Origin of the sequence: Pseudomonas shirazica (assembly GCF_015168335.1) — a bacterium.
Taxonomy (GTDB): domain Bacteria; phylum Pseudomonadota; class Gammaproteobacteria; order Pseudomonadales; family Pseudomonadaceae; genus Aquipseudomonas; species Aquipseudomonas asiatica.
Map to the genome: position 1 here is coordinate 985,222 of NZ_CP063456.1, position 26,387 is coordinate 1,011,608.

The window sequence follows — 26,387 nt, forward strand, 5'->3', positions numbered from 1 at the left end:
AGCAGGCCCAAATCTGCGACAATCGCGCATCCTTCGAATGCCGATCATGAAAAAGCAGGCCCACCTGCATCACTAAAAAGCCCCATGACTGACCACGCCATCGACAAACTGCTGCAAAACCTCGACCACGCCATGATCGCCGACCGCCATCGCCTGCGCCGGCAATTGCACGAACTGCGCAAGCGCCCCGACGAGGCGAAGCTGGCGCAGTGGGTGGAAAAGGTCCAGGCGTCCTGCGCCCAGGTCACCGCGCGCCAGCAGAGCGTGCCGACCGTGCGCTACGACGACAGCCTGCCAATCGCTGCCAAGCGTGACGAAATCAAGAAGGCCCTGGCCGAGCACCAGGTGCTGGTGATCGCCGGCGAAACCGGCTCGGGCAAGACCACCCAGTTGCCGAAGATCTGTCTCGAACTGGGCCGTGGCAGCCATGGCCTGATCGCCCACACCCAGCCTCGCCGGATCGCCGCCCGCAGCGTTGCCGCGCGGGTCGCCGAAGAGCTGGGCACGCCGCTGGGCGGGCTGGTCGGCTACCAGGTGCGCTTCGAGGACCAGAGCGACGCCAACACCCTGGTCAAGCTGATGACCGACGGCATTCTGCTGGCCGAAACCCAGCACGACCGTTTCCTCGAGCGCTACGACACGATCATCGTCGACGAGGCCCACGAGCGCAGCCTGAACATCGACTTCCTGCTCGGCTACCTGAAGACCCTGCTGCACCGCCGCCCGGACCTGAAGCTGATCATCACCTCGGCGACCATCGACCTGGAGCGCTTCTCCAAACACTTCGACGGCGCGCCGATCATCGAGGTGTCCGGGCGTACCTTCCCGGTGGAAACCTGGTACCGCCCGCTGACCAGCGAGCAGGACGAGGAGGGCAACCAGATCGAGGACGACCTCACCGTCGACCAGGCCATCCTCGCCACGCTGGATGAGTTGGCGCACCACGAGCGGAGTGAGGGCAAGGGCCCCGGCGATGTGCTGATCTTTCTGCCGGGCGAGCGCGAGATCCGTGATGCCGCCGAGATCTTGCGCAAGGCGCAACTGCGCCACACCGAGATCCTGCCGTTGTACGCGCGCCTGTCGCCGGCCGAGCAGCAGCGCATCTTCCAGCCACACACCGGGCGCCGTGTGGTGCTGGCCACCAACGTTGCGGAAACCTCGCTGACCGTGCCGGGCATCCGCTACGTGATCGACACCGGTACCGCGCGCATCAGCCGCTACAGCTACCGCGCCAAGGTGCAGCGCCTGCCCATCGAGGCTGTGTCGCAGGCCAGTGCCAACCAGCGCAAGGGTCGCTGTGGCCGGGTCGAGCCGGGTATCTGCGTTCGCCTGTACAGCGAAGAGGATTTCAACAGCCGGCCGGCGTTCACCGACCCGGAGATCCTGCGCACCAACCTGGCGGCAGTGATCCTGCAGATGCTGCACCTGCGCCTGGGCGCAATCGACGCCTTCCCGTTCATCGAGCCGCCGGATGGCAAGGCCATCAGCGATGGTTTCAACCTGCTGCAGGAGCTGTCGGCGGTCAACCGCGAAAACCAGCTGACGCCGATCGGTCGCCAACTGGCGCGCCTGCCGATCGACCCGCGGCTGGGCCGCATGCTGCTCGAAGGCGCCCGCCTGGGCAGCCTGCAGGAAGTGCTGATCGTCACCAGTGCGCTGTCGGTGCAAGACCCGCGCGAACGCCCGCCAGAGCGCCAGCAGGCCGCCGATCAGGCGCACGCACAATGGAAGGACGTGGATTCCGACTTCGCCGCGTTGGTCAACCTGTGGCGTGGCTTCGAGGAACAGCGCCAGGCGCTGACCGCCAACCCGCTGCGCAACTGGTGCCGCAAAAACTTCCTGAACTACCTGCGCCTGCGCGAATGGCGCGATGCCCATCGCCAGCTGGCGCTGATCTGCCGTGACCTGCAGTTGACGGTAAACAAGGACCCGTCCGACTACCCGAAAATGCACAAGGCCATTCTCAGTGGCCTGCTCAGCCAGATCGGCCAGAAGACCGAAGAGGGCGACTACCAGGGCGCCCGTCAGCGGCGCTTCTGGGTGCACCCGTCGTCGGGCCTGGGGCGCAAGCGCCCGCAGTGGGTGATGGCGGCCGAACTGGTCGAAACCACCAAGCTGTACGCACGCATGGTGGCCAGGATCGAGCCGGACTGGATCGAGCCGTTGGCCGGCCACCTGGTCAAGAAGAACCACTTCGAACCGCATTGGGAGAAGAAGCGCGGGCAGGTGGTGGCCTACGAGCAGATCACTCTGTACGGCCTGATCCTGGTCGGCCGTCGGCCGGTGCATTTCGGCCCGATCGACCCGGTCACATCGCGCGAGCTGTTCATCCGCGAAGGCCTGGTGGGTGGCGAAATCCAGTCGCGGGCCAAGTGCCTGGCGGCCAACAAGCGCCTGCTGGAGGAGCTCGACGAGCTGGAGGCCAAGGCCCGCCGCCGTGACATCCTGGCCGACGAAGAGACGCTGTATGCCTTCTACGAAGCGCGTCTGCCGGCGGAAATCCACCAGACGGCGACCTTCGACAGCTGGTACCGCATGGGCAGCCAGAAGGACGCCAACCTGCTGATCATGCGCGAGGAAGACGTGCTGGCCCGCGAGGCCAGCGAAGTCACCGCCGCGCAGTACCCCGACAGCTTGCAGGTGGGCGAGCTGCGCCTGCCGCTGAGTTACCACTTCGAGCCCGGGCACCCCCGCGATGGCGTGACCGTGCGGGTACCAGCGCCGCTGCTGCCGAGCTTGCCGGGCGAGCGCCTGGAATGGCTTGTGCCCGGCCTGCTGGAAGCCAAGTGCGTGGCGCTGGTGCGCAACCTGCCCAAGGCGCTGCGCAAGAACTTTGTGCCGGTGCCGGACTTCGTCAAGGCCTCTCTGGCGCGCATGACCTTCGGCCAGGGCGCATTGCCGCAGGCCCTGGGCCAGGAACTGCTGCGCATGACCGGCGCCCGTGTGCCCGACGAGGCATGGGACGAGTCGGTCAACCTGGTCGAAGGCCACCTGCGCATGAACATCGAGGTTGTCGATGGCCAGGGCAAGTTTCTGGGTGAAGGCCGCGACCTGGCCGAGCTGACCGCACGCTTTGCTGCAGCCAGCCAGGCAGCGTTGGCCGTGCCGCGTGACGCCAAGAGCGAGCAGCCGGTGCAGGCCAAGGCTTTCAGCGAGGTTAAGCAGACCGCGCAGCAGAAAATTGCCGGCCTGTCGATGACCGTGTACCCGGCACTGGTGGAAGAGGGCGGCACCGTGCGCGAAGGGCGTTTCTCGACCCAGGCCGAGGCCGAGTTCCAGCACCGCCGCGCTTTGCAGCGCCTGTTGCTGCAGCAGTTGGCCGAACCGGCCAAGTACCTGCGCGGCAAGCTGCCGGGGCTGACCGAGCTGGGCCTGCTGTACCGTGAAATGGGCCGGGTCGAGGCGCTGGTCGAGGACATTCTGCTGGCCAGCCTGGACAGCTGCATCCTTGAAGGCGAACAGCCGCTGCCACGCGATGGTGCGGCCCTGGCTGGCCTGGCCGAGCGCAAGCGCGGCAGCTGGGCCGAGCATGCCGAGCGCCTGGCACGGCAGACCCTGGAAGTGCTGAAGCTGTGGCATGGGCTGCAGAAGCGCTTCAAGGGCAAGATCGACCTGAGCCAGGCAGTGGCGCTTAACGACATCAAGCAACAGCTCGGCAACCTGGTGTACCCAGGCTTCGTGCGTGAAACCCCCGGGGCCTGGTTCAAGGAGCTGCCGCGTTACCTCAAGGCGGTGGAACTGCGCCTGGAGAAGCTGGGTTCGCAGGTGCAGAAGGACCGGGTGTGGAGCGGTGAGCTGGCCAACCTGTGGGCGCAGTACAAGGCACGTGCCGACAAGCATGCCCAGGAAGGCAAGCGTGATGAGCAACTGACGGTGTACCGCTGGTGGCTGGAGGAATATCGGGTTTCGCTGTTTGCCCAGCAGTTGGGGACCAAGGTGCCGATTTCCGACAAGCGATTGAGCAAGCAATGGAGCCAGGTGGAAGGCTAAACTTCCACAGTTGTGGCAATATTGATGCAATTTGGGGCCGCTTTGCGGCCCTTCGCGGGCGCAGCCCTCGCCTTTAAATTGGCACTAAAGTGCCATTAACCTGTCATGTTTCCCAGCCAGCGCCCCGTGGCGATGGCCTTTGACCAGAGGAACGACCGTGCATAACGTCGTGATCAGCGGCACCGGCCTGTACACCCCGGCCCAGAGCATTTCCAACGAAGAACTGGTGGCGTCCTTCAACACCTGGTCGCAGCAGTTCAACCAGGACAACGCCGCCGCCATCGAGCGCGGTGAAGTCGAGGCGGCGCCGCTGTCCGATGCGGCGTTCATCGAAAAGGCCTCGGGCATCAAGAGCCGCTTCGTCATGGACAAGGCCGGCATTCTCGACCCGCAGCGCATGAAACCGCGTCTGCCCGAGCGCTCCAACGACGAACCTTCGGTGCTCTGCGAAATGGCCGTGGCCGCCGCCCGCCAGGCCCTGGAGCGCGCCGGTCGCACGGCGGCCGATGTCGACGGGGTGATCGTCGCCTGCTCCAACCTGCAGCGCCCGTACCCGGCCATTGCCATCGAAGTGCAGCAGGCGCTGGGCATCCAGGGCTTTGCCTTCGACATGAACGTGGCCTGCTCGTCGGCCACTTTCGGCATCCAGACCGCCGCCAACAGCGTGGCCCTGGGCCAGGCGCGCGCGGTGCTGATGGTCAACCCGGAGGTGTGCACTGGCCACCTGAACTTCCGTGACCGCGACAGCCATTTCATCTTTGGTGATGCTGCCACTGCGGTATTGCTCGAGCGTGCCGACAAGGCCACCTCGGCGCACCAGTTCGACATCGTCAGCAGCAAGCTGTGGACCGAGTTCTCCAACAACATCCGTAACAACTTCGGCTTCCTCAACCGCGCGGCGGAAGAGGGCGAGGGCGCGGCGGACAAGCTGTTCATCCAGGAAGGCCGCAAGGTGTTCCGCGAGGTGTGCCCGAAGGTGGCCGAGCTGATCGGTGAGCACCTGCAGGAAAACGGGCTGCAACCAAGCGATGTGAAACGCTTCTGGCTGCACCAGGCCAACCTCAGCATGAACCACCTGATCGTCAAGAAGCTGCTGGGGCGTGAAGTGGCCGAAGAGGATGCACCGGTGATTCTCGATCGCTATGCCAACACCAGTTCGGCGGGGTCGGTGATTGCCTTCCACCTGTACCAGGACGACTTGGCCAAGGGCTCGCTGGGGGTGTTGAGCTCGTTTGGTGCGGGGTATTCGATTGGTAGCGTGATCCTGCGCAAGCGCTGATTGCTTCGAAATATCGGGGCCGCTTTGCGGCCCATTCGCAGCACAAGGCTGCTCCTACAGGAGAACGCGCCGGTTGCAGGGTTCGCATTCCCCTGTAGGAGCAGCCTTGTGCTGCGAATGGGCTGCATGGCAGCCCCCTGCAATTTCACAGACAAAAAAAGCGGGAAACGCCGGATGGGGTCGGCATTTCCCGCTTCAGGTGAAGCAGTGCAGGGTTTCGCTTAGAACTTGGCTTCCAGGTCTACCTGCAGGGTATCTACATCGGCATCGCTGTTGGGCAACTGCGACAGGTCGGTCTTGGCCATCAGGTAGGCAGCGCCCAGGGAGAAGTTCTTGTCGATTTCATATCCGACCTTGAACTTGTGCCCGCGCGAACCGGTAAAGCCGTTGCCAAAGTCAGAGTCGGTGAACAGGCTGACCACGGCGTTACGCTGCACGTCGCGGTAGTTGTAGTCCAGGCTCCAGGCGCCGACCTTGGTTTTCAGGCCCGCCAACCAGGCCTGGTCTTCGCCATCGGTGCTCTCGGTGTTTTTCACATACTGACCGTAAGCAGAGAGCGGGATGGCAAAGCCGGTGAAGTCCAGCTGGCCGAAGCCTTCCACGAGGTTGAACTCGTTGGTGGTGTTGCCGAACGACTGCAGGATGGTGGCTTCCTTGTCGTTGTCGTAGCCATAGATACTGGCACCTACGGTCAGCTTGAGCACGTCTGCCGGGGCGAATTTGGCGCCCAACTGGCCGTGATAGACCTGTGCGTCATGCTTGTATTGCACGCCGTCGCCATCGACGTTGTCCTTGAGGGTGTACTGACCGGCGCTGGCGAACACCTCGGCCCCGCCCAGGTCGGTCTTGTAGGTGGCTGCCACGCCTTCCGGGTTGATGTCGCTGTCCCAGATGATGTCGCCCATGCTCACCCATGGCTGCGCCATCTTGCCGCCAATCAGGTGCAGGTTGGGAACTGCAGTCGGGTGCCAGTCGAGGTAGGCCTGGTCGACCCACAGCGACTTCTTGTCGAAGTAGTTGTCGAAGCTCTGGTTGGTCGAACGGCGGTCGGCACTGCTGCCGGTGGCGATACGGATGCCCGCGTCGACCTGCGGGTTGATTTCGCTGTAGAAGCCGACACGGGCACGCACGCGCTGGCGGTCCTGGTTGCCGCTGCTGCTGTTCGGGTCGTCGACGTTGACGTCTTCGTAACGCAGGCGCACATCACCCTTGACCTGGGTCTTGGCGGCCCATGCCACTTTCTGTTCAAAGGAGCTCATCCGTTCGGACTGAGCTTTCTGAGCGGCCTTTTCCTTGGTTTCTTGAGCCAGGTCCGCCTGCAGTTCGTTGTACTGCGCCTGGTTGATCGAGCCATTGGCGCGGAGCATTTCGAGCAGCTTGGCGTCGACAGCTGCACTGGCCGGAGTACTCAGAGCCAGCATCATGCCGGTGAGGCTCACTCCGGTAAGTGTAGAAACAAGACGCATAAGGTTCTCCCTGTTGAATAAGATGGGGAGGCTCAAGCGCCCGCCCCTGTGTTGGCATGTCTTCGGAAAGGGCCTGAATAGACAGGTTCTGGGGTTCCGGAAAACAGGCGCAAGTATTGCGGGGGCGAATGACAGATTAATGTCGAATTGGTGGCACTGCGGTTAAGTAATTGAGAATAAAAGGATCTGTCCCGGCTATCGTGATTTGAGTGGCGGGCCTTCCTTGGGGATACTGGGTACCTTGAAACAGCGAGCCGAAACCGTGACCAGCCTGTACAGCCTTGCTCATTTGCGTGATCTTCCGGCGGCCACCTGGGATGCCCTGGTGCCCGCTGGCCAACCGTTTCTACGCCATGCGTTTCTCAGCGCCATGGAGGACAGCGGCAGCGTGGCGCGCAACACCGGCTGGGCCGCCGAGCACCTGGTGCTGGAACGTGACGGGCGGGTACGGGCGCTGCTGCCGGCGTACCGCAAATGGCACTCGTTTGGCGAGTACGTGTTCGACCATGGCTGGGCCGATGCCTGTGAGCGGGCCGGCATTGCCTACTACCCCAAGCTGCTCGGTGCCGTGCCGTTCAGCCCGGTCAGCGGCCCGCGCCTGCTCGCCGCCGACCCAGCCGATGGCCTGCTGGTGCTGCAGGCTTTGCCGGAGTACCTGGCCAAGGGCGGGCTGTCTGGCGCGCACATCAATTTCACCGAGCCGGCGCTGGACGAGCAGCTGGCCGGCCTGCCGGGCTGGATGGAGCGCCTGGGCTGCCAGTTTCATTGGCGCAACCATGGCTATCGTGACTTTCAGGATTTTCTCGACAGCCTGAGTTCGCGCAAGCGCAAGCAGATGCGCAAGGAGCGTGAACAGGTGGCCGGGCACGGTATCGAGTTCCGCTGGTACCGTGGAGATGAACTGGATGAGGCGCAGTGGGATTTCGTCTATCGCTGCTACGCCAATACCTACGCGGTGCGCCGCCGTGCGCCCTACCTGACACGCGAGTTCTTCAGCCTGCTTGCCGAGCGCATGCCCGAAGCGTTGCGCGTGGTGATGGCGCGGCAGGGTGGCCGTGATGTGGCCATGGCCCTGAGCCTGGTGGGGGGCGACAGCCTGTTTGGCCGTTATTGGGGGTGCCTGGACGAGTTCGACCGGCTGCACTTCGAAACCTGTTTCTACCAGGGCATGGACTTTGCCATTGCCGAAGGGCTGCAGCGTTTCGATGCCGGGGCACAGGGGGAGCACAAGCTGATTCGAGGGTTCGAGCCGGTGCTGACGCGGTCGTGGCACTACCTGCTGCACCCGGGGCTGCGGCGGGCGGTGGAGGATTTTCTGGCGCAGGAACGGGAAGGGGTGCGGGCGTATGCCGAGGAGGCCAGGGGGATGTTGCCCTATCGTCGGGACTGATCCATTCATATTGCCTGTGCCGGCCTCTTCGCGGGCTTGCCCGCTCCCACAGGTACGGCACAGTTTTCAAGGCATGTGGTGATCCTGTGGGAGCGGGCGAGCCCGCGAAGAGGCCGGCACAGGAAATCAGTCGACCCCGACAAACCCCCCGGTCTGGTGATGCCACAACCGGGCATACAAGCCTTGCTGCTCCAGCAGTTCACTGTGGCTGCCACTCTCGACAATCCGCCCTTTGTCCAGCACTACCAGCCGGTCCATCCGGGCGATGGTGGAAAGCCGGTGGGCAATCGCGATCACCGTCTTGCCCTGCATCAGCGTCTCCAGGCTTTCCTGGATTGCTGCCTCTACCTCCGAGTCCAGCGCCGAAGTGGCCTCGTCCATGATCAGGATCGGTGCATTCTTCAGCAGCACCCGGGCAATGGCGATGCGCTGGCGCTGGCCACCCGACAGCTTGACTCCGCGCTCGCCCACATGGGCATCGAAACCGGTGCGCCCCTGAGCGTCCGACAGCTGCGGGATGAACTCGTCGGCGCGGGCCCGGCGCACCGCTTCATGAAGCGCGGCCTCGCTGGCATCGGGGCGGCCATACAGCAGGTTGTCACGGATCGAGCGGTGCAGCAGCGAGGTGTCCTGGGTGATCATGCCGATCTGCGCGCGCAGGCTGGCCTGGCTTACCTCGGCAATGTCCTGGCCGTCGATGAGAATGCGCCCGCCCTGCACGTCATACAGCCGCAGCAGCAGGTTGACCAGGGTCGACTTGCCTGCCCCCGACGGGCCGATCAGGCCGATCTTCTCGCCCGGGCGTATGTCCAGGCTGAGCCCTTCGATCACGTTGGCGGCCTTGCCGTAATGGAAGTCCACATCATCGAAACGCACCGCACCGCGGCTGACCTTGAGCGCCGGTGCGTTGGGCCGGTCGGTGACGGTGACCGGCTGGGCGATGGTCTGCAGGCCGTCCTGGACCATGCCGATGTTCTCGAAGATGCCGTTGACCACCCACATGATCCAGCCCGACATGTTGACGATGCGGATCACCAGGCCGGTGGCCAGGGCGATGGCGCCGACGGTGATCAGCGACTGGCTCCACAGCCACAGCGCCAGGCCTGTGGTGGCGACCACCAGCAGGCCATTTAGGGTGGTGATGACCACGTCCATGCTGGTGACCACGCGCGCGGCCAGCTGGGTTTTCTCTGTCTGTTCGCGGATCGCTTCGCGCGCGTACTGCTGCTCGAAGTCGGTGTGGGCGAACAGCTTGAGGGTGGCGATGTTGGTGTAGCCGTCGACGATGCGGCCCATCAGCTTGGAGCGGGCATCGGAGGAAATCACCGAACGCTCCTTCACCCGGGGGACGAAGTAGAACAGCGCGGCGATGTAGCCGGCGATCCATAGCAGCAGCGGCAGCATCAGGCGCCAGTCGGCCTCGGCGAACAGCACCAGCGAGGTGATGGCGTAGATCAGCACGTGCCATAGCGCATCCACCGCCTGCACCGCAGAGTCTCGCAGTGAGTTGCCGGTCTGCATGATGCGCTGGGCGATGCGCCCGGCGAAGTCGCTCTGGAAGAAGTTCAGGCTCTGCTTGAGTACATAGGTGTGGTTCTGCCAGCGGATCAGGCTGGTCATGCCGGGGTTGATGGTCTGGTGCACCAGCAGGTCGTGCAGGCCGAAGAACACCGGGCGCAGCAGCAGGATCACCACCAGCATCCAGATCAGTTCGCCGCTGTGTTCGCTGAAGAAACTGGCATTGGGCGTGCCCTGTGCCAGGTCGATGATGCGGCTGAGGTAGCTGAACATCGCCACCTCGATCAGCGAGGCGACCAGGCCCACCACCAGCAGGGCGACAAAACTTGGCCACACCTGGCGCAGGTAGTACAGGTAGAACGGCCAGACCTGGCCGGGTGGCGACTCGCTGGGCGCGTCGCGGAAGATATCGATCAACTGCTCGAAACGGCGGTACAGCATGGGTGACGACACTCCTGTTTCATCCGACCCTCAGGCGGTTTCACGTCCCTGTGAAGCCTGCGGTCAGTCGATGCGTTTGGCCGACTTGATGTAGACCGGATCGGCCGGTACATCGCGCATGCCTTTCTTGATGGTGGTCGGCGAATTGACGATCTGGTCGACCACTTCCATGCCCTTGGTCACCTTGCCGAATACGGCATAGCCACGGTCACGCCCAGGGTTGAGGAAGTCGTTGTCGGCCACGTTGATGAAGAACTGGCTGGTGGCCGAGTCCGGGTCCTGGGTACGGGCCATGGACAGCGTGCCACGGGTATTCTGCAGGCCGTTGCCGGCTTCGTTGGTGATCGGGGCTCGGGTGTTCTTCTGCACCATCTGGTCGGTGAAGCCGCCGCCCTGGACCATGAAGCCCGGGATTACACGGTGGAAGATGGTGTTGTTGTAGAAGCCGCTGTCGACGTATTCGAGGAAGTTCTTGGTACTGATCGGTGCCTTCTCGGCATTCAGCTCGATTTCGACCTGGCCGAAGCTGGTGTCCAGCAGTACGTGCGGGGTCTTGTCGGAGGCCATGACGCTGGTGGCGAAGGCGACCGAGCAGGCGGTGAGCAGGAGTTTTTTCAGCATGGGCTCAAAGATCCTTGAGAGGTGGAAGCGGCTGCAAGGAACTGCAGCAGGGTCTGGTTGAAGACCTCGGGTTGGTCGAGGGGTGTAGCGTGCCGGGAATCGTCGATGACCACCAGCCTGGCGTGAGGCATCAGGGCGACGTAGCGTTCTTTCAGTTGTATCGGGGTGTAATCCTGGTCGGCGGCGATCACCAGGGTAGGACAGTGAACCTGGCCGATGCGTTCCTGCACGCCCCAGTCGACGATGGCGTCGAAACTCTTGAGGTACGCACGCTTGTCGTTGCGTGCCCAGCGCTGGGCCATCTTGTGCCGCAGTTCGGCCTGCTGCGGTTTGGGAAACAGCCGCTCGGCCAGGCCCTTGCCGACCGTTTCGACACTGAGCAGGCGCGCCAGGCCCCAGCGCTTGAGCCACCATACCCAGTCACTGCGAGTGCGGCGCTTGACCTCGGGGGCGCTGTTGACGATGCACAGGCTGCGCAGCCACTGCGGGTGGTCGACAGCGAACTGGAAGGCGACCATGCCACCCATGGACAGGCCGACGATGTGCACGGGGCCGGTGTGCAGGTGTTCGAGCAGGGCCAGCAGGTCGGCACTGAAGGTGGCGATCTGGTAGCCGTCGCGTGGCTTGTCGGAGCGGCCGTGGCCGCGGATGTCCATGAGGATTACCCGGTAGTGGCGGCTGAGCACCGGCACCTGCAGCTCCCAGTCCTGGCAGCTGGAGCCCAGGCCATGGAGCAATACCAGGGGTTCGCCCTGGCCGTATTCCTCGTAATGCAGTGTGCATCCTTCGTGTTCGAAATAGGCCATGGGCGCGGTCCTCTCAGGCTTGCGGGGGGGCAGCGAAGGGCACGTCCAGTGGCGCGGTGTCGAAATTGCGCAGCAGGTCGATGAGAATCTGCGTAGCCGGGCCCAAGGTCTTCTCTTTGCTCGAATAAAGGTAGAACAGTGGGTGGCGGCTGCCACCCTGATCCAGCGGCAACGGCTTGAGCACGCCTTCGCGTAGCTCACGCTCGATCATGTGGCGGGGCAGCCAGGCAAAGCCCAGGCCGCTGCTGACGAAGGTAGCAGCAGTGCCCAGGCTACCGACGGTCCAGCGTTGCTCGGCACCCAGCCAGCCGACATCGCGCGGCTGGGCGCGGCCGGAGTCGCGGATTACCACCTGCAACTGGCTTTCCAGGTCCTGGAAGGTAAGTTCGCGGCCCAGGCGGTGCAGGCTGTGTTCGGGGTGGGCGACAGCGACGAACTCTACCGCGCTCAGTTCGGCGCCCAGGTAGCCGCCGATGCTGTAGCTGCTGATGGCCAGGTCGGCGATGCCTTCGTGCATCACTTCCTCGACGCCAGACAGCACTTCTTCACGCAGGCGCACCCGGCAGCCACGGCTCTGCGGCATGAACGCGGCCAGGGCGCGGACCAGGCGGGCACTGGGGTAGGCGGCATCGACCACCAGGCGTACCTCGGCTTCCCAGCCCTGCTCCATGTGGTGGGCAAGGTCTTCGAGCTGGCTGGCCTGTTTGACCAGGTGGCGCGAACGGCGCAGCAGCACACTGCCGGCCTCGGTGAGCACCGCCTTGCGGCCGTCGATACGCAGCAGCGGCACGCCCAGTTGCTCCTGCATGCGGGCCACGGTGTAACTGACCGATGACTGCGAGCGGTGCAGTGCCTCGGCGGCCTGGGCAAACCCGCCGTGATCGACCACTGCCTGCAGGGTTCGCCACTGGTCAAGGGTTACGCGCGGCGCTTTCATCTTTCGCTCCTGTTGTCCTAAGCTGCGCTCTTTCAAGGAGAGCGGCCCATGAAGAAATGTTGTGCGGCAATACTGATGTGCCTGCCCCTCGGGGCCATGGCTTATCCCATCGACGTTGAGAAGGAACTGACCGGGGTAAAGCTCGACTACACCGCCTATGACACGGCTTATGACATTGGCGCCATCACCCTCAACAACTATGGGCAGGTACCGGCCGCGTGCAAGGTGACCTTCCGCAATGGCCCCGAGGCACCAAGGGTGCGCCGGGTGAACGTACCGGCCGGTAAAAGCGTCGATGTCACTGCCAAGTTCAACCGACAGATCATCAAACTTCGGATCGCCTTGAACTGCAGTGCAGAATAAACTGATAAATCGATAGATTGAACCCATTTTTTACGCTTTTTTATCGATAGGTCAACCCGTAATCTCACCTCCATCGAATCGCAACCCTTTTTGCCGATGGAGGCACCCCAATGTCCCGCGTACTGATCATCGAAAGCAGCGCCCGCCAGCAGGATTCCGTTTCCCGTCAGCTGACCCGTGATTTCATCCAGCAGTGGCAGGCCGCCCACCCGGCCGATCAGATCAGTGTGCGCGACCTGGCCGTGAACCCGGTGCCGCACCTGGACGCCAACCTTCTGGGTGGCTGGATGAAGCCCGAAGAACAGCGCAGTGCGGCGGAACTGGACGCCTTGGCCCGCTCCAACGAACTAACCGATGAACTGCTCGCCGCCGACGTGCTGGTGATGGCCGCGCCGATGTACAACTTCACCATCCCCAGCACCCTGAAGGCCTGGCTGGACCATGTGCTGCGTGCCGGCATCACCTTCAAGTACACCCCCACCGGCCCGCAGGGCTTGCTGACCGGCAAGCGCGCCATCGTCCTGACTGCCCGTGGCGGCATCCACGCCGGTGCCACCAGCGACCACCAGGAACCGTACCTGCGCCAGGTAATGGCCTTCATCGGCATCCACGATGTCGACTTCATCCATGCCGAAGGCCTGAACATGAGCGCTGACTTCCACGAGAAGGGCGTCAACCAGGCCAAGGCCAAGCTGGCGGCGGTGGCCTGAGGCTTAGCGAATTCCCAACCCTGACACCTGTTGTTGCTCCTTTGGGTGTACCTGCCCGGCCTGCATGGCCGGGCTTTTTTATGCCAGAAATTTTGTAGGTGCCTGTGCCGGCCTCTTCGCGGGCTTGCCCGCTCCCACATGTACACCGCAGGTCTCAGGTACTGTGATATCCCTGTGGGAGCGGGCAAGCCTGCGAAGAGGCCGGCACAGCCCTTACATTCCTCATGGTTGAACTCATTTGCCGCAACCCGCTAAGGTCGCGGCCTTGATCCACGAGAGGCAACCATGGGCTACCTGATAATCGTCGCGCTGATCCAGGCGTTTTCCTTCAGCCTGATCGGCGAGTACCTGGCCGGGCACGTCGACAGCTACTTTGCCGTGCTCGCGCGCGTGGTGCTGGCTGGCCTGGTGTTCCTGCCGCTGACCCGCTGGCGCCAGGTCGAGCCGCGCTTCATGCGCTCGATGCTGCTGATCGGCGCGCTGCAGTACGGCATCACCTACGTCTGCCTGTACCTGAGCTTTCGCGTGCTCACCGTGCCGGAGGTGCTGCTGTTCACCATTCTCACGCCGTTGCACGTGACGCTGATCGAAGACGCCATGAACCGGCGCTTCAACCCCTGGGCCCTGGTGGCAGCGCTAGTGGCGGTGGCCGGTGCTGCAGTGATCCGCTTCGATACCATCAGCGGCGAGTTCTTCATCGGCTTCCTGCTGCTGCAACTGGCCAACTTCACCTATGCCGCCGGGCAGGTGCTTTATCGCCACCTGGTCGCACGCCACCCCAGCGACCTGCCGCACTACAAGCGCTTTGGCTACTTCTACCTGGGCGCGTTGATCGTGGTATTGCCGGCCTTCCTGCTGTTTGGCAACGCCCAGCACCTGCCGACCACCGATGTGCAGTGGCTGGTGCTGCTGTTCCTGGGCCTGTGCCCGACGGCGCTGGGGCTGTACTGGTGGAACAAGGGCGCATGCATGGTTTCGGGCGGGACGCTGGCGGTGATGAACAACCTGCATGTGCCGGTAGGGTTGCTGCTCAATCTGCTGATCTGGAACCAGGACGAGCCATTGGGCAGGCTGTTCATCGGCGCGGCGGTGATCCTGGCGTCGGTGTGGATGAGCCGCCTGGGTACCCTGACGTTATCAAGCAAGCCATGGCGCAGTCAGCTATGACGCGTTCGTTACTGAACCCAAATTCCGCCGGTCCCTACCCGATAATCAGGGAAACAAAATCGGGAGACCGGCGTGAAGCTAGAAACGCGAAGTATCGAATTTGTCCCACACGCAGAGCGTTATGGCACGCCTAAACGATTGTTCACTATCTGGTTCAGCTCCAACTTCCAGATAACCGCGCTGATGGTCGGCACCCTGGGCATTGCATCGGGGCTAAGCCTTGGCTGGACCTTGTTGGGCCTGCTGGTCGGCAACCTCATCGGTACCGTGTTCATGGCCGCGCACTCTGCCCAGGGGCCTCACCTGGGCGTGCCACAGATGATCCAGAGCCGGGCCCAGTTCGGTGTCCATGGTGCCGCGCTCCCTCTGCTGGTGATGGTCATGGCCGCAGTCCTGTTCCTCGCCGCCAGCGGCGTGCTGATGCGCAATGCCTTGCAGGCGCTGGTGCCCATGAGCGATGACCAGGCGATCGTGGTGGTCGGCTTGCTGACCTTTGTCATCGGCTTTGTCGGCTACGAGCTGATCCACCGCCTGGGCGCGTGGATGAGCCTGTTGTCCACACTGGTTTTTGCCGGCGCCCTGGTGCTGATCCTGCTGCACCCCGGCGACATGGCAACCACGACGGCAGTGAGTACCGGCTTCTCGTTCACCGCCTTCAACCTGATCGTGGCCCAGTCGGCCTCCTGGACGCTGGGGTATGGCCCCTATGTAGCCGATTACTCGCGCTACCTGCCGGCCAACGTCAACCCACGCGCCACGTTCTGGGCCACCTATTGCGGTTGTGCGCTGGGCTCCTTCGCCATGATGGCACTGGGCGCGCTGGTGGCAGTGGCATTGCCGTCGGCACTGGGGCATGACCCGGCCACAGCCATTGCCGCGTTGTTCGGCCCGTGGGCGCCGTTGGCGCTGGCGGTGATAGCGCTGGGGGTGATCCAGTACAACGTGCTGTGTCTGTACAGCGCCTACATGTCGTCGGTCACCATCTTTGGTGCCTTCAAGACCATCCGGCGCGTGACCGCGACGGCCAAGGCCTTGGTAATGGCTGGCCTGACCGCAGCGGCAACGCTGATCGCCATCGCCACCCAATACAATTTCGATACGTTCTTTGCCGACATCCTGATCGGCCAGCTGTACCTGTTGATCCCATGGAGCGCCATCAACCTGGTGGATTACTACTGGGTATGCCGAGGCCACTATGATGTGGGGGCGCTGTATGACTCCAAGGGGCGTTATGGCTGCTTCAATCGTCGAAGCCTGGCGGTGTACGCCGTGTCGATCATCGGTACCATCCCGTTCATGAAGCTGTCGTTCTACACGGGCTTCGTGGCCGAGTGGCTGGGGGCGGACATCAGTTGGGCGATGGGGTTGATCCTGGCCGGTGCGCTGTACTGCATGGTCCATGGGCGCGAGAGCAACCGGCTTTCGACAACCATGAATGCGCACCCCTGACTCGGCCCTGACACGGAAAGGGGCCGCTTTGCGGCCCATCGCCGGCAAGCCAGCTCCCACAGGCACCGCGCAAAATTCGAGACGTGTGCAGTACCTGTGGGAGCTGGCTTGCCGGCGATGGGCTGCGAAGCAGCCCCGGCAATCTCAAGCCTCGCTCATGTCTTCCAGCCGACGCGGCACAGGCTCTTGCGATACACGCCCGCTCAACCCCACCCGCATGTCGTTGCCACTTGGCTGCTGATACAGGCTCAAGCCAAACTCCGGCAACACCGCCAGCAGATAATCGAAGATATCCCCCTGAATCCGCTCGTAATCGGCCCACACGGTGGTGGTGGTAAAGCAGTAGATCTCCAGCGGCACGCCCTCGGCGGTGGTCTGCATCTGCCGCACCATGCAGGTCATGTTCGGGTGCACGTTGGGGTGGTTCTTCAGGTAGGCCAGGGCGAACGCCCGGAAGGTGCCGATGTTGGTCAGCTTGCGGCGGTTGGCCGACAGCTCGGCCACTGGCCCCAGGGCTTCGTTCCAGCTTTGCAGTTCCTGGCGCTTGCCCGCCAGATAGTCGCGCAGAAGGCTGACCTGGCTCAGGCGCTGTTCTTCCTCGCGAGTCAGGAACCGCACGCCAGCCGCGTCGATGAACAGGCTGCGCTTGATGCGTCGGCCACCGGACTGCTGCATGCCGCGGTAGTTGCGGAACGACTCGCTCATCAGGCGCCAGGTGGGGATGGAGACAATGGTCTTGTCGAAGTTCTGCACCTTCACCGTGTGCAGGGTGATGTCCACCACATCGCCATCGGCACCCACCTGGGGCATTTCGATCCAGTCGCCCACGTGCAGCATGTCGTTGCTGGTCAGCTGCACACTGGCGACGAACGACAGCAGGGTGTCCTTGTACACCAACAGCAGCACCGCCGACATGGCGCCCAGGCCCGACAGCAGCAACAGCGGCGAGCGGTCGATCAGGGTGGCGACGATGACGATGGAGGCGAAGATCCACAGCATCATCTTGGCCAGTTGCACGTAACCCTTGATCGAGCGGGTGCGGGCGTGTTCGGTGCGGGCGTAGATGTCGAGCAGGGCATCCAGCAGGCACGACAGCGCCATGGTCATGAACAGCAGGGTAAAGGCCAGGGCGACATTGCCGAGGAAGTGCTGGGCAGTGTCGGACAGCTCGGGCACCAGTTTCAGGCCGAACTGCAGCACCAGTGACGGCGTGGTCTGTGCCAGGCGGTGGAAAACCTTGTTGTTGCGCAGGTCGTCCAGCCACTTCAGCGCTGGCTGGCGGGCCAGCAGGCGGGCGCCGTGCAACACCAGGAAGCGTGCCAGGCGGCCGATGACCAGGGAAATGAGCAGCAGCACCGCCAGGCCGATGGCCGCGTGCAGCATCGGATGTTGGTCAAGGGTGCCCCACAGGTCGAGGGAGTCGCGCCAGATTCGTTGGATATCCATGGGCTTGCGTACAGTCTTTGTTGCCAAACGAAGCGCCATTAGAGCGCGGATGGCGACAAAGTTGCCAAAAGAAATTCGGCTAAGGCGGCAGAAAACGTTACCCTATGCAACTGAATTTTCCGCACTTGCCTGAGGTTACCTCCGTGTTCTCCCAATTCGCCCTGCACGAACGCCTGCTTAAAGCCGTGGCCGAGCTTAACTTTGTCGAGCCAACCCCGGTGCAGGCCGCGGCCATCCCCCTGGCCCTGCAAGGGCGTGACCTGCGCGTGACCGCGCAGACCGGCAGCGGCAAGACCGCGGCCTTCGTGCTGCCGTTGCTCAACCGCCTGGTCGACCTGCGCGAACGCCGCGTCGAGATCCGCGCGCTGATCCTGCTGCCGACCCGTGAGCTGGCCCAGCAGACCCTCAAGCAGGTACAGCTGTTCTCGCAGTTCACCTACATCAAGTCGGGCCTGGTTACCGGCGGTGAAGACTTCAAGGAACAGGCCGCCATGCTGCGCAAGGTGCCGGACGTGCTGATCGGCACCCCGGGCCGCCTGCTCGAGCAGCTCAATGCCGGCAACCTCGACCTGTCCCACGTACAGGTGCTGATCCTCGACGAAGCCGACCGCATGCTCGACATGGGCTTCGCCGAGGACATGGAGCGCCTGTGCAAGGAGTGCGAGAACCGCCAGCAGACCCTGCTGTTCTCCGCCACCACCGGTGGTGCGGCCCTGCGCGACATCATCGGCAAGGTGCTGAAAGACCCAGAGCACCTGATGCTCAACAGCGTCTCGCAGCTGGCCGAAGGCACCCGCCAGCAGATCATCACCGCCGACCACGACCAGCACAAAGAGCAGATCGTGCAGTGGCTGCTGGCCAACGAAACCTTCGACAAGGCGATCATCTTCACCAACACCCGCGCCTTGGCCGACCGCATCTACGGCCACCTGGTGGCCAAGGACGTGAAGGCCTTCGTGCTGCACGGCGAGAAGGACCAGAAGGACCGCAAGCTGGCCCTGGACCGCTTCAAGCAGGGCAGCTCCAAGGTGCTTGTGGCTACCGACGTTGCGGCCCGTGGCCTGGACATCGACGGCCTGGACCTGGTGATCAACTTCGACATGCCGCGCAGCGGTGACGAGTACGTGCACCGCGTGGGCCGTACCGGCCGTGCCGGTAGCGAAGGCCTGGCGATCTCGCTGATCACCCACAACGACTGGAACCTGATGTCGAGCATCGAGCGCTACCTCAAGCAGCAGTTCGAACGCCGGGTGATCAAGGAAGTGAAGGGCACCTACAACGGGCCCAAGAAGGTCAAGGCCTCGGGCAAGGCGGCTGGCAGCAAGAAGAAAAAGGTCGAGAAGAAGACCGGTGACAAGAAGGCGGCCGCCAAACGCAAGCCAACCGCCAAGCCGAAGGCCAATGCACCGCTGGCCAGCGCCGACGGCCTGGCGCCGCTGAAGAAGCGCAAGCCTGCGGCTGAGTAACCTTCAGTAGCGCTGTTGGTTTCTTCGCGGGCACGCCCGCTCCCACAGGATAATCACAGATATCGAAGGCTGTGTTATCCCTGTGGGAGCGGGCGTGCCCGCGAAGGGGCCAGCACAGGCGACCTCTATTCAGTCTTTTTCTCCGCCTCTTTCAACTCCTTGATCCGCTTGTCGATCAGCTGACACTTGTCGGGCAAATCCTTGCTAGCCGTGCCCAGCTCCATCCCTTGAAGCTCGTCATTGATCTCCTTGGCCTTCTGCGGGTTCTGCTCGGTCAACTGGGTGACCAACCCGGCCAGCTCTTCGCGTTTCTGCGTTGCTTCTTCCGGTGTGCAGGCCCAGGCGGGCAGGGCGCAGGACAGGGCAGTGGCACAGGCAATGGGCAGCAGCAGTTTCATCCTTCTACCTCCGGCGGTGGTGATGCCCGGTGGAGGCATGTGCCTGGCCGTTAGTTCAGCGCCTTCGACCGGTGGCACTTCATGGTCAGCCTGTCCCCAGTTGGGCAACTGACCTGGCCTTGTGAGCCAGTTGCTGCGCCAGTACATGCAAGCACATCAACGCCAGCGCTGAGATATTTCGGAACGCCGGGCAACCTCGGCAGGTCCCAACCTGTGTACACCTTCCGTCCACAGCAGGAGCCCGTAGCCATGAGCATCGCCTACGACTGGGACCTGATCGAGCGTTTGCTGCACGAGGTGCAGAACGGCGCCGGTCACAGCTTCACGCCACGCCCCTATGCCGAGCAGCACGCTGCGGCACTGGCTGCCAAGGGGGAGCCGGTGGGCGACCTGGACCACCTGAAAACCCGTGCCTGCGAGTACGAGAGGCTGTTGTTCGAGCGTGGTTTCATCGAAACCCGACCCGAAGAAGATGGCGGCAATGGCGAGAATTTCGTGCTGACCGAACGAGGCTCGCGGTTGATGAGCCTGATCGACAGCAGCATCCCCGGCTTCGAGCACCCGCGCCAGGTGCTGGACGAGCAGGAGGATGCGCTGGATGAAACCACCTTCGAGCAGGTGTCGGCGAAGGCACAGATCGCCTGAGGTCGTTTTGAGGCTGGCAAGGGCGGCCATGGAAACCCGATAATCGGTAGTTCCTGAATAACTGCCGAGCCCTCGCCCATGCCAATGACCACCGCAGAGGCCCGCTCATGAGCGCGGCCCGCAAGAACCCTGATGCCTTTGCCTTTCAGGTGATGCTGGGGCTGTGCCTGATCTGGGGCTGCCAGCAGGTCCTGATCAAGACTGCTGCCATCGATATCGCGCCGGTGATGCAGGCGGCCCTGCGCAACGGCATCGCCGCCGTCCTGGTGGGCCTGATGCTGTGCTGGCGCGGGGGCTGGGAGCAGGTCGGCAGCACCTGGCGTGCCGGGGTGGTGGCGGGCGGGTTGTTCGGCCTGGAGTTCCTGTTCATTGCCGAGGGGCTGAAGCTGACCTCGGCGGCGCACATGTCGGTGTTCCTCTATACCGCGCCGGTGTTCACCGCGTTGGGCCTGCATTTCAGGCTGCCCAGCGAACGCCTGCGGCTGCTGCAATGGCTTGGGATCCTGTTGGCCTTCGGCGGTATTGCCATGGCGTTTGCCGGCGGCATGTCGTTCGAGCACATGGATGGCCGCACCCTGCTGGGGGATGCCTTTGGCGTGATCGCCGGGCTGGCCTGGGGGGCGACCACGGTGGTGGTGCGCTGCTCGCGGCTGTCGGAAGCACCAGCGACCCTGACCCTGTTCTATCAGCTGGCGGTGGGCTTTGCCGGGTTGCTGCTGATTGCCTTGCTCAGCGGCCAGATCGGCGCGGTGACGCTGACGCCGCTGGCGATGGGCAGCGTGCTGTTCCAGGGGATTGTGGTGTCGTTCATCAGCTACCTGACCTGGTTCTGGTTGCTGCGCAAATACCTGGCGTCGAACCTGGCAGTGTTCTCGTTCATCACCCCGCTGTTCGGGGTGACCTTTGGCGTTTTGTTGCTGGATGAGCCGCTTAGCCTGAACTTTGTGGTTGGTGCGTTGATGGTGCTGCTGGGGGTGGTGCTGGTGAGTGCCGAGCCTTGGGTCAAGCAGCAATTGCGGCGGATTGTGGGATGATCGATAACCTGTACCGGCCTCTTCGCGGGCTTGCCCGCTCCCACAGGTACTGCACAGGTCTTGAAGATTTTGCGGCCCCTGTGGGAGCGGGCGAGCCCGCGAAGAGGCCGGCACAGACAGTCACGATTCAGGATGCAGCCTTGGCCTGACAGGCGTTGCCCTGCTGTGCAGAGCTGCCAAACAGCACCAGCCCCCCAGCCACCACCAACCCACCCGCGGCCACCATCAGCGCGGGCTGCAACCCGCCGCTGTAATGGCTGCTGACCGCTGCCAGCAGCGGCCCGCTCAACTGCCCCAGGGCAAAGCAGGCTGTCAGCAGCCCGGCATTGCGCTGCGTGGCATGCGGCGCCAGCTCCCGCGAACGTTGCATCACCAGTTGCATGCAGGCCAGGAATGGCCCGCCACAAAGCACCACGCCCAACGCCAGCCCGACACCTCCGCCCATCAGGCAGGCCAGCACACCCAGCCCCTGCAGCCACAGGGTGGCGGTGAGCCAGGTCGCGGTTCGGCCGCCACGCCGCATGCTCACGAGCAGAACCCCCAGCGCCGCCGCCATGCCGAATGCCGGCCAGAACAGGTCTGCGAGCCACTGCCCGTGGAACTGCTGGTTGGCCATCTGCGACAGGAAGGTGGCCGGCAGGATGTAACCTACGCCATACAGCGCATATACCAGCCCCAGGCGGCCGATGCCGACACGGCGGGTCGGGCCTAGGTGTGCAGCGGGCGATACCGGCGCGGCTTGCAGCGCCCTGGGCAGCCAAGGCCGCACCGCCAGCAGCATCACCAGCGCGGCCACGGCATAGATCAGCCACAGTGCTGCCGAGCCAAGCCCCCACAAATGCGCCACCAGCGCCAGCAAACCAGTCAGCGCAATGCCCAGGCCGGGTCCCGCGAACACCAGGGCACCCAGGCGCTGGCGGTTGTCGGCATTGGCCACCTGTTGGCTGAGGCTGGTGATCATCACCAGCACCCAGGCGCTGGCCACGCCGGTGCCGAAGCGCAGCAGCAGGTGGCTCCAGAACCCGTCTGCGGCCCATGAGGCCAGGGTCAGCAGCACGCACAGCCACAGCCCGCCGTGCAGGCGCAGGCGCACCTGGCCCGGCGAGCGGGCGAACATGGCATCTACCGCGCCGATGAGGTAACCCAGGTAGTTGGCCGCTGCCACCAGCCCGGCGACCGTCAGGTCGAACTGGCCTTCGGCGATCAGTTGCGGCAGCTGCGGGGTCAGGGCGAAACGGCCGATGCCCATGGCCATCATCAGCGCCACGGCGCTGGCCAGCAGTTGAATGAGTGGCGACATGACAAGTCTCCTGCACGGATGTAAGCGATGGCTGGCAGGTTAGGGCGGTTTCTTTTTCAATAAAATTGAATAATGATGATCAAGTTGTTCTGTTTTGGAGAATACCGTGGAATTCAGCCAACTGCGTATCTTCCAGGCCGTGGCCGAGGAAGGTTCGGTCACCCGCGCCGCAGAGCGCCTGCATCGGGTGCCGTCGAACCTGTCGACGCGCTTGCGCCAGCTTGAAGAGCAACTGGGTGCCGAGCTGTTCCTGCGCGAGCGCCAGCGCCTGCAGCTGTCGCCCGCGGGCAAGGTGCTGCTGGATTACGCCAACCGCATGTCAGCCTTGCGCGACGAGGCGCTGGCCGCCGTGCGGGGCGGCCAACCGGCCGGGGACTTCGTGCTGGGGACCATGTACAGCACGGCGGCGACCCATTTGCCGGGGTTGCTGGCGCGTTATCACCAGGCCTACCCGGCGGTTAACTTGCAGGTGCGTGCGGCGCCCAGTGGCGAGTTGCTGGAAGGCCTGCTCAACCACACCTTGGCCGCGGCCCTGGTGGACGGGCCACCGAGCCTGGCCGGGCTGGATGGCGTGCCGCTTTGCGATGAGCAGTTGGTGCTGATCACCAGCCCCGAGCACCCTGCGGTACACACTGCCAAGGATGTGGCCGGCAAGGCGGTGTTCACCTTCCGCCAGGGCTGCTCGTACCGTATGCGCCTGGAGGCCTGGTATGCCCATGCCCATACGCCCATGGGCAGGGTGATGGAGATCGAGTCGTACCAGAGTATGCTGGCCTGCGTGATCGCTGGCGCGGGTGTGGCGATGATGGCCAGGTCGATGCTCGACAGCCTGCCCGGGCGCGACCGGGTGCGGGTGCACCAGCTGCAGGCACCGTTCGATCAGGCGGTCACTTGGTTGATGTGGCGCCAGGGCATGCGCGGGGCAAATTTGCAGGCCTGGATCGACCTGCAACAAAGCGAAACGATTAACCAGTCGTCGGAATGCGCCGTTACGGCTTGATCCGTATCAAAATGGCCCGTATCTGTAGCTTTAGAGGCATGCGTAATACAGGACATAGGGCTATGATCTGTATGAAACATCGCAGGATTGAATTGCCGTGAGGCTGACCCGTCAAGGGGGCATTATGAATAAACCACTGTCCAACTGGCTCCATGACCTGGCTGTCGCCTTGGGGCTGATTCCACCACCCTTGCAGCCGGTGCCGATCCCGACTGATGAAGAGCAGCGCAAACGCCAACCGCGTCGTCGCTGATACAGACAAAGGCCGCTGCACCTGGGTGGGTGCAGCGGCCTTTTAGTGTCTGCCAGTTGTGTGTTGCCTGTACCGGCCTCTTCGCCGGCTTGCCCGCTCCCACAGGTACCCCACAGCACTCGAGGCCTGTGATATTCCTGTAGGAGCGGGTTTACCCGCGAAAGGGCCAGTAAAGGCAGCCGGGACCTATCAGGCCAGCTTAACCGCCGCCACCGATTTACGCGATATCAGGCTGACCACCACAAAGCTCACCAGACCAACCGCCAGGCTGTAGTAGATCGGCGTATTGGCCTCCAGCCCATCCTTGAACATGAACAGCAGCGCGGTGGCAAAGCCCAGCGACATGCTGGCGATAGCCCCGGCGGTGGTAGCGCGCTTCCAGAAAATCGCCCCGATCAGCGGGATCAGCATACCGCCGACCAGCAGGTTGTAGGCCAGGGTCAGGGCGTTGATCACATCGTTCACCACCAGGGCAATGCCCAGCACCACCAGGCCGGTGAGCAGGGTGAACAGGCGGCTGACGCCCAGGCTCGACGCCTTGCCGCCACGCAGTTTGGGCAGCAGGTCTTCGGTCAGGGTGGTGGACGCAGCCAGCAGGCCGGCGCTGGCGGTGGACATCATGGCGGCTAGCGCCGCTGCCATCAGCAGGCCACGGATGCCATCGGGCAGCGTGGTCTTGATCATCTCGGCAAAGGCATTGTTCGGGTTGGCCAGGTCGGGCATCAGCACATGCGCAGCCATGCCGATCGCGGCGCAGGCCAGGCCGTACAGTATGCAGTACACACCGGCGGTGGTGCCGGCACGCTGGCAGACCTTCTCGTCACGGGCAGTGAACACCCGCTGCCAGATGTCCTGGCCGATGAGGATGCCGAAGAAGTAGATCAGGAAGTAGGTGATGATGGTGTCCCAGCCAATGGTGGTCAGCTGGAAGCTGGCCGCCGGCAGCTTGGCCACCAGGGTGTCCCAGCCACCGGCCTTGTACAGGCACACAGGCAGCAGGATGAACATCAGGCCGACGGTCTTGATCACGAACTGGACGATGTCGGTCAGCGTCAGCGACCACATGCCGCCAATGGTCGAGTACAGCACCACCACACCACCGCCCAGCAGCAGCGAGGCCCAGAACGGCAGGTCGAGCAGCACCTGCAGTACGGTGGCCATGGCCAGGGTCGAGGTGACGCCGATCATCAGTGCGTAGGCCAGCATGATCACGGCGCTGGCCTGGCGTGCGGCCGGGTTGTAGCGCTGTTCCAGCACCTGGGTCACGGTGAAGATGCGCAGACGCAGCAAGGGTTTGGCCAGCAACAGGTTGAGGGCGATGATGCCCAGGCCCAGGGCTGCGCACAGCCAGAAGCCGGAGATGCCGTGGACGTAGCCCAGGCGTACGGTGCCGACGGTGGAAGCGCCACCGAGTACGGTGGTGGCCATGGTGCCCATGTACAGGACCGGGCCGAGGTTGCGCCCGGCCACCAGGTAGTCCTCATGGGTTTTCGCGCGCCGCATGCCGTACCAGCCAAGCCCGAGCATGCCGGCGGTATAGATCATTACAACAATGATGTCCAAGGCCATTGGGGGTCTCCCGATTATCTTTATTATGGCGAGATCGACCACGCGGGCGGGTTCACGGCGCCCGGCGGTCTTGTCGTGTTGTTGGCGGGCCTCTGTGGCCCTCCCTCATGGCTCCTGCCGGGGTATAGCGGTATTAACGACGCACTACGCCCGGTAGCACGCAGAGCATCTCGAACAGCAGGTTGGCACCGAGCAGCGAGGTGTTGCCGGTGGTGTCGTAAGGCGGGGAGACTTCGACGAGGTCACAGCCGATCAGGTCCAGGCCGTGGCAGCCGCGAATGATCTCCATCGCCTGGATGGTGGTCAAGCCGCCGATTTCCGGGGTACCGGTGCCGGGAGCCCAGGCCGGGTCGATGCCATCGATGTCGAACGACAGGTACACCGGGCCACCGCCGACCTTTTCGCGCACTTCGGCCATCAGCGGTTCCAGCGACTTGTGCCAGCACTCTTCGGCCTGGACTACACGGAAGCCCTGACGGCGGCTCCAGTTGAAGTCATCGGCGGTGTAGCCCTGGGCGCGCAGGCCGATCTGCACCACGCGCTCGCAATCGAGCAGGCCTTCTTCCACGGCACGGCGGAAGGTGGTGCCGTGGGCGATCTTCTCGCCGAACATGTGGTCGTTGACGTCGGCGTGGGCATCGATGTGCACCAGGCCGATCTTGCCGTGCTTCTTGTGCAGCGCGCGCAGGATCGGCAGGGTGATGGTGTGGTCGCCACCCAGGGTCAGCGGGATGATGTTGTGCTCGAGGATCTCGTCATACGCTTCTTCGATGATGCGCACGGCGTCCAGCAGGTTGAAGGTGTTGATCGCCACGTCACCGATGTCGGCCACCGACAGCGAGTCGAACGGTGCAGCTCCCGTGGCCATGTTGTACGGGCGGATCATCACCGATTCGGCGCGGATCTGACGCGGGCCGAAACGGGTGCCGGAGCGCAGCGAAGTACCGATGTCCAGTGGCACGCCGATGAAGGCGGCGTCCAGGCCTTGGGCACTTTGCAGGTGGGGGAGACGGAGCATGGTGGCGATGCCGCCGAAACGCGGCATTTCGTTGCCGCCCAGTGGTTGGTGGAGGATCTTGTCCACGGTGGGCCTCATCAGTCGGTCGATTGTTCTGTTTGTTCGAACCTGTGCCGCCGCG

General features: G+C 63.6%; 22 protein-coding genes. 12 read left to right on the forward strand and 10 right to left on the reverse strand.

The window, feature by feature from the left end:
* Positions 1–84: 84 nt before the first annotated feature.
* Both hrpA and IMX18_RS04515 read left to right on the forward strand, forming a co-directional pair.
* Complete coding sequence (gene hrpA / locus IMX18_RS04510) at positions 85–3,990, forward strand: ATP-dependent RNA helicase HrpA (RefSeq protein WP_047933722.1); 3,906 nt, start codon at positions 85–87, stop codon at positions 3,988–3,990.
* Positions 3,991–4,147: 157 nt separating this feature from the next.
* Positions 4,148–5,269, forward strand: a complete 1,122-nt coding sequence (locus tag IMX18_RS04515; RefSeq protein ID WP_015271305.1) for a beta-ketoacyl-ACP synthase III — start codon at positions 4,148–4,150, stop codon at positions 5,267–5,269.
* A gap of 221 nt (positions 5,270–5,490) precedes the next feature.
* Here the strand turns inward: IMX18_RS04515 and IMX18_RS04520 are convergent, their stop codons facing one another.
* Positions 5,491–6,735, reverse strand: a complete 1,245-nt coding sequence (locus tag IMX18_RS04520; RefSeq protein WP_015271304.1) for a putative porin — start codon at positions 6,733–6,735, stop codon at positions 5,491–5,493.
* Positions 6,736–6,997: 262 nt separating this feature from the next.
* On the opposite strand from IMX18_RS04520, the gene IMX18_RS04525 reads away from it, so the two are divergent.
* Complete coding sequence (locus tag IMX18_RS04525; protein ID WP_043936234.1) at positions 6,998–8,125, forward strand: GNAT family N-acetyltransferase; 1,128 nt, start codon at positions 6,998–7,000, stop codon at positions 8,123–8,125.
* Positions 8,126–8,251: 126 nt separating this feature from the next.
* Here IMX18_RS04525 and IMX18_RS04530 read toward each other — a convergent pair whose 3' ends face one another.
* The 4 genes from IMX18_RS04530 to IMX18_RS04545 form a co-directional block, all read right to left on the reverse strand.
* On the reverse strand, positions 8,252–10,084 hold the full coding sequence (locus tag IMX18_RS04530) for an ABC transporter ATP-binding protein (protein WP_015271302.1): 1,833 nt from the start codon (positions 10,082–10,084) through the stop codon (positions 8,252–8,254).
* 63 nt (positions 10,085–10,147) lie between these two features.
* Complete coding sequence (locus IMX18_RS04535; RefSeq protein WP_015271301.1) at positions 10,148–10,705, reverse strand: peptidylprolyl isomerase A; 558 nt, start codon at positions 10,703–10,705, stop codon at positions 10,148–10,150.
* On the reverse strand, positions 10,699–11,511 hold the full coding sequence (locus IMX18_RS04540) for an alpha/beta fold hydrolase (RefSeq protein ID WP_013973707.1): 813 nt from the start codon (positions 11,509–11,511) through the stop codon (positions 10,699–10,701). The genes IMX18_RS04535 and IMX18_RS04540 overlap by 7 nt, the downstream gene beginning before the upstream one ends.
* Before the next feature lie 13 nt (positions 11,512–11,524).
* Positions 11,525–12,448, reverse strand: coding sequence for a LysR family transcriptional regulator (locus IMX18_RS04545; RefSeq protein ID WP_009683100.1), 924 nt, complete (start codon positions 12,446–12,448; stop codon positions 11,525–11,527).
* A gap of 48 nt (positions 12,449–12,496) precedes the next feature.
* On the opposite strand from IMX18_RS04545, the gene IMX18_RS04550 reads away from it, so the two are divergent.
* From IMX18_RS04550 to IMX18_RS04565, 4 genes are all read left to right on the forward strand, one after another.
* On the forward strand, positions 12,497–12,811 hold the full coding sequence (locus tag IMX18_RS04550) for a hypothetical protein (RefSeq protein ID WP_012051530.1): 315 nt from the start codon (positions 12,497–12,499) through the stop codon (positions 12,809–12,811).
* A 110-nt stretch (positions 12,812–12,921) separates the two neighbouring features.
* A complete protein-coding gene (locus IMX18_RS04555) occupies positions 12,922–13,521 on the forward strand; it encodes an FMN-dependent NADH-azoreductase (RefSeq protein ID WP_013973705.1) in 600 nt (199 codons plus the stop codon).
* Positions 13,522–13,806: 285 nt separating this feature from the next.
* A complete protein-coding gene (locus IMX18_RS04560) occupies positions 13,807–14,688 on the forward strand; it encodes a carboxylate/amino acid/amine transporter (protein WP_015271300.1) in 882 nt (293 codons plus the stop codon).
* Positions 14,689–14,760: 72 nt separating this feature from the next.
* On the forward strand, positions 14,761–16,137 hold the full coding sequence (locus tag IMX18_RS04565; RefSeq protein ID WP_043935828.1) for a purine-cytosine permease family protein: 1,377 nt from the start codon (positions 14,761–14,763) through the stop codon (positions 16,135–16,137).
* 144 nt (positions 16,138–16,281) lie between these two features.
* Here IMX18_RS04565 and IMX18_RS04570 read toward each other — a convergent pair whose 3' ends face one another.
* Complete coding sequence (locus IMX18_RS04570) at positions 16,282–17,583, reverse strand: mechanosensitive ion channel family protein (protein ID WP_015271298.1); 1,302 nt, start codon at positions 17,581–17,583, stop codon at positions 16,282–16,284.
* 104 nt (positions 17,584–17,687) lie between these two features.
* On the opposite strand from IMX18_RS04570, the gene IMX18_RS04575 reads away from it, so the two are divergent.
* Entirely contained in the window at positions 17,688–19,049 is a 1,362-nt protein-coding gene (locus IMX18_RS04575) for a DEAD/DEAH box helicase (RefSeq protein ID WP_191472259.1), read from the forward strand.
* 125 nt (positions 19,050–19,174) lie between these two features.
* On the opposite strand, the gene IMX18_RS04580 is transcribed toward IMX18_RS04575, so the two are convergent.
* The gene (locus IMX18_RS04580) at positions 19,175–19,447 is read right to left on the reverse strand and encodes a hypothetical protein (protein ID WP_191472261.1); all 273 of its coding nucleotides are present in this window, start codon (positions 19,445–19,447) and stop codon (positions 19,175–19,177) included.
* Positions 19,448–19,696: 249 nt separating this feature from the next.
* On the opposite strand from IMX18_RS04580, the gene IMX18_RS04585 reads away from it, so the two are divergent.
* Positions 19,697–20,092, forward strand: a complete 396-nt coding sequence (locus tag IMX18_RS04585; protein WP_013973698.1) for a hypothetical protein — start codon at positions 19,697–19,699, stop codon at positions 20,090–20,092.
* Positions 20,093–20,199: 107 nt separating this feature from the next.
* Positions 20,200–21,126 carry a DMT family transporter gene (locus tag IMX18_RS04590; RefSeq protein WP_015271296.1) on the forward strand — a complete coding sequence of 309 codons (927 nt, stop codon included), beginning with the start codon at positions 20,200–20,202 and terminating at the stop codon, positions 21,124–21,126.
* 127 nt (positions 21,127–21,253) lie between these two features.
* Here the strand turns inward: IMX18_RS04590 and IMX18_RS04595 are convergent, their stop codons facing one another.
* Positions 21,254–22,426: an MFS transporter gene (locus IMX18_RS04595; protein ID WP_217190728.1), complete on the reverse strand. Its 1,173-nt coding sequence runs from the start codon at positions 22,424–22,426 to the stop codon at positions 21,254–21,256.
* 106 nt (positions 22,427–22,532) lie between these two features.
* Between IMX18_RS04595 and ptrR the strand changes: the two genes are divergently transcribed.
* A complete protein-coding gene (gene ptrR / locus IMX18_RS04600) occupies positions 22,533–23,426 on the forward strand; it encodes a putrescine utilization regulator PtrR (RefSeq protein ID WP_217190726.1) in 894 nt (297 codons plus the stop codon).
* Between the two features lie 124 nt (positions 23,427–23,550).
* On the forward strand, positions 23,551–23,679 hold the full coding sequence (locus tag IMX18_RS28200) for a PA1414 family protein (protein ID WP_009683677.1): 129 nt from the start codon (positions 23,551–23,553) through the stop codon (positions 23,677–23,679).
* 189 nt (positions 23,680–23,868) lie between these two features.
* Here the strand turns inward: IMX18_RS28200 and IMX18_RS04605 are convergent, their stop codons facing one another.
* Together IMX18_RS04605 and speB are read right to left on the reverse strand one after the other, a co-directional pair.
* Positions 23,869–25,248, reverse strand: coding sequence for a sodium:solute symporter family protein (locus tag IMX18_RS04605; protein ID WP_015271293.1), 1,380 nt, complete (start codon positions 25,246–25,248; stop codon positions 23,869–23,871).
* 133 nt (positions 25,249–25,381) lie between these two features.
* Entirely contained in the window at positions 25,382–26,332 is a 951-nt protein-coding gene (gene speB / locus IMX18_RS04610) for an agmatinase (RefSeq protein WP_013973693.1), read from the reverse strand.
* Positions 26,333–26,387: the final 55 nt, after the last annotated feature.

What these genes read in the sequence shown, in the direction of transcription:
- hrpA (WP_047933722.1), top strand. Translation starts at nt 85, where the DNA reads ATGACTGACCACGCCATCGACAAACTGCTGCAAAACCTCGACCACGCC.
- IMX18_RS04520 (WP_015271304.1), bottom strand. Translation starts at nt 6,735, where the DNA reads ATGCGTCTTGTTTCTACACTTACCGGAGTGAGCCTCACCGGCATGATG.
- IMX18_RS04530 (WP_015271302.1), bottom strand. Translation starts at nt 10,084, where the DNA reads ATGCTGTACCGCCGTTTCGAGCAGTTGATCGATATCTTCCGCGACGCG.
- IMX18_RS04535 (WP_015271301.1), bottom strand. Translation starts at nt 10,705, where the DNA reads ATGCTGAAAAAACTCCTGCTCACCGCCTGCTCGGTCGCCTTCGCCACC.
- IMX18_RS04540 (WP_013973707.1), bottom strand. Translation starts at nt 11,511, where the DNA reads ATGGCCTATTTCGAACACGAAGGATGCACACTGCATTACGAGGAATAC.
- IMX18_RS04545 (WP_009683100.1), bottom strand. Translation starts at nt 12,448, where the DNA reads ATGAAAGCGCCGCGCGTAACCCTTGACCAGTGGCGAACCCTGCAGGCA.
- IMX18_RS04550 (WP_012051530.1), top strand. Translation starts at nt 12,497, where the DNA reads ATGAAGAAATGTTGTGCGGCAATACTGATGTGCCTGCCCCTCGGGGCC.
- IMX18_RS04555 (WP_013973705.1), top strand. Translation starts at nt 12,922, where the DNA reads ATGTCCCGCGTACTGATCATCGAAAGCAGCGCCCGCCAGCAGGATTCC.
- IMX18_RS04560 (WP_015271300.1), top strand. Translation starts at nt 13,807, where the DNA reads ATGGGCTACCTGATAATCGTCGCGCTGATCCAGGCGTTTTCCTTCAGC.
- IMX18_RS04570 (WP_015271298.1), bottom strand. Translation starts at nt 17,583, where the DNA reads ATGGATATCCAACGAATCTGGCGCGACTCCCTCGACCTGTGGGGCACC.
- IMX18_RS04575 (WP_191472259.1), top strand. Translation starts at nt 17,688, where the DNA reads ATGCAACTGAATTTTCCGCACTTGCCTGAGGTTACCTCCGTGTTCTCC.
- IMX18_RS04580 (WP_191472261.1), bottom strand. Translation starts at nt 19,447, where the DNA reads ATGAAACTGCTGCTGCCCATTGCCTGTGCCACTGCCCTGTCCTGCGCC.
- IMX18_RS04585 (WP_013973698.1), top strand. Translation starts at nt 19,697, where the DNA reads ATGAGCATCGCCTACGACTGGGACCTGATCGAGCGTTTGCTGCACGAG.
- IMX18_RS04590 (WP_015271296.1), top strand. Translation starts at nt 20,200, where the DNA reads ATGAGCGCGGCCCGCAAGAACCCTGATGCCTTTGCCTTTCAGGTGATG.
- IMX18_RS04595 (WP_217190728.1), bottom strand. Translation starts at nt 22,426, where the DNA reads ATGTCGCCACTCATTCAACTGCTGGCCAGCGCCGTGGCGCTGATGATG.
- IMX18_RS28200 (WP_009683677.1), top strand. Translation starts at nt 23,551, where the DNA reads ATGAATAAACCACTGTCCAACTGGCTCCATGACCTGGCTGTCGCCTTG.
- IMX18_RS04605 (WP_015271293.1), bottom strand. Translation starts at nt 25,248, where the DNA reads ATGGCCTTGGACATCATTGTTGTAATGATCTATACCGCCGGCATGCTC.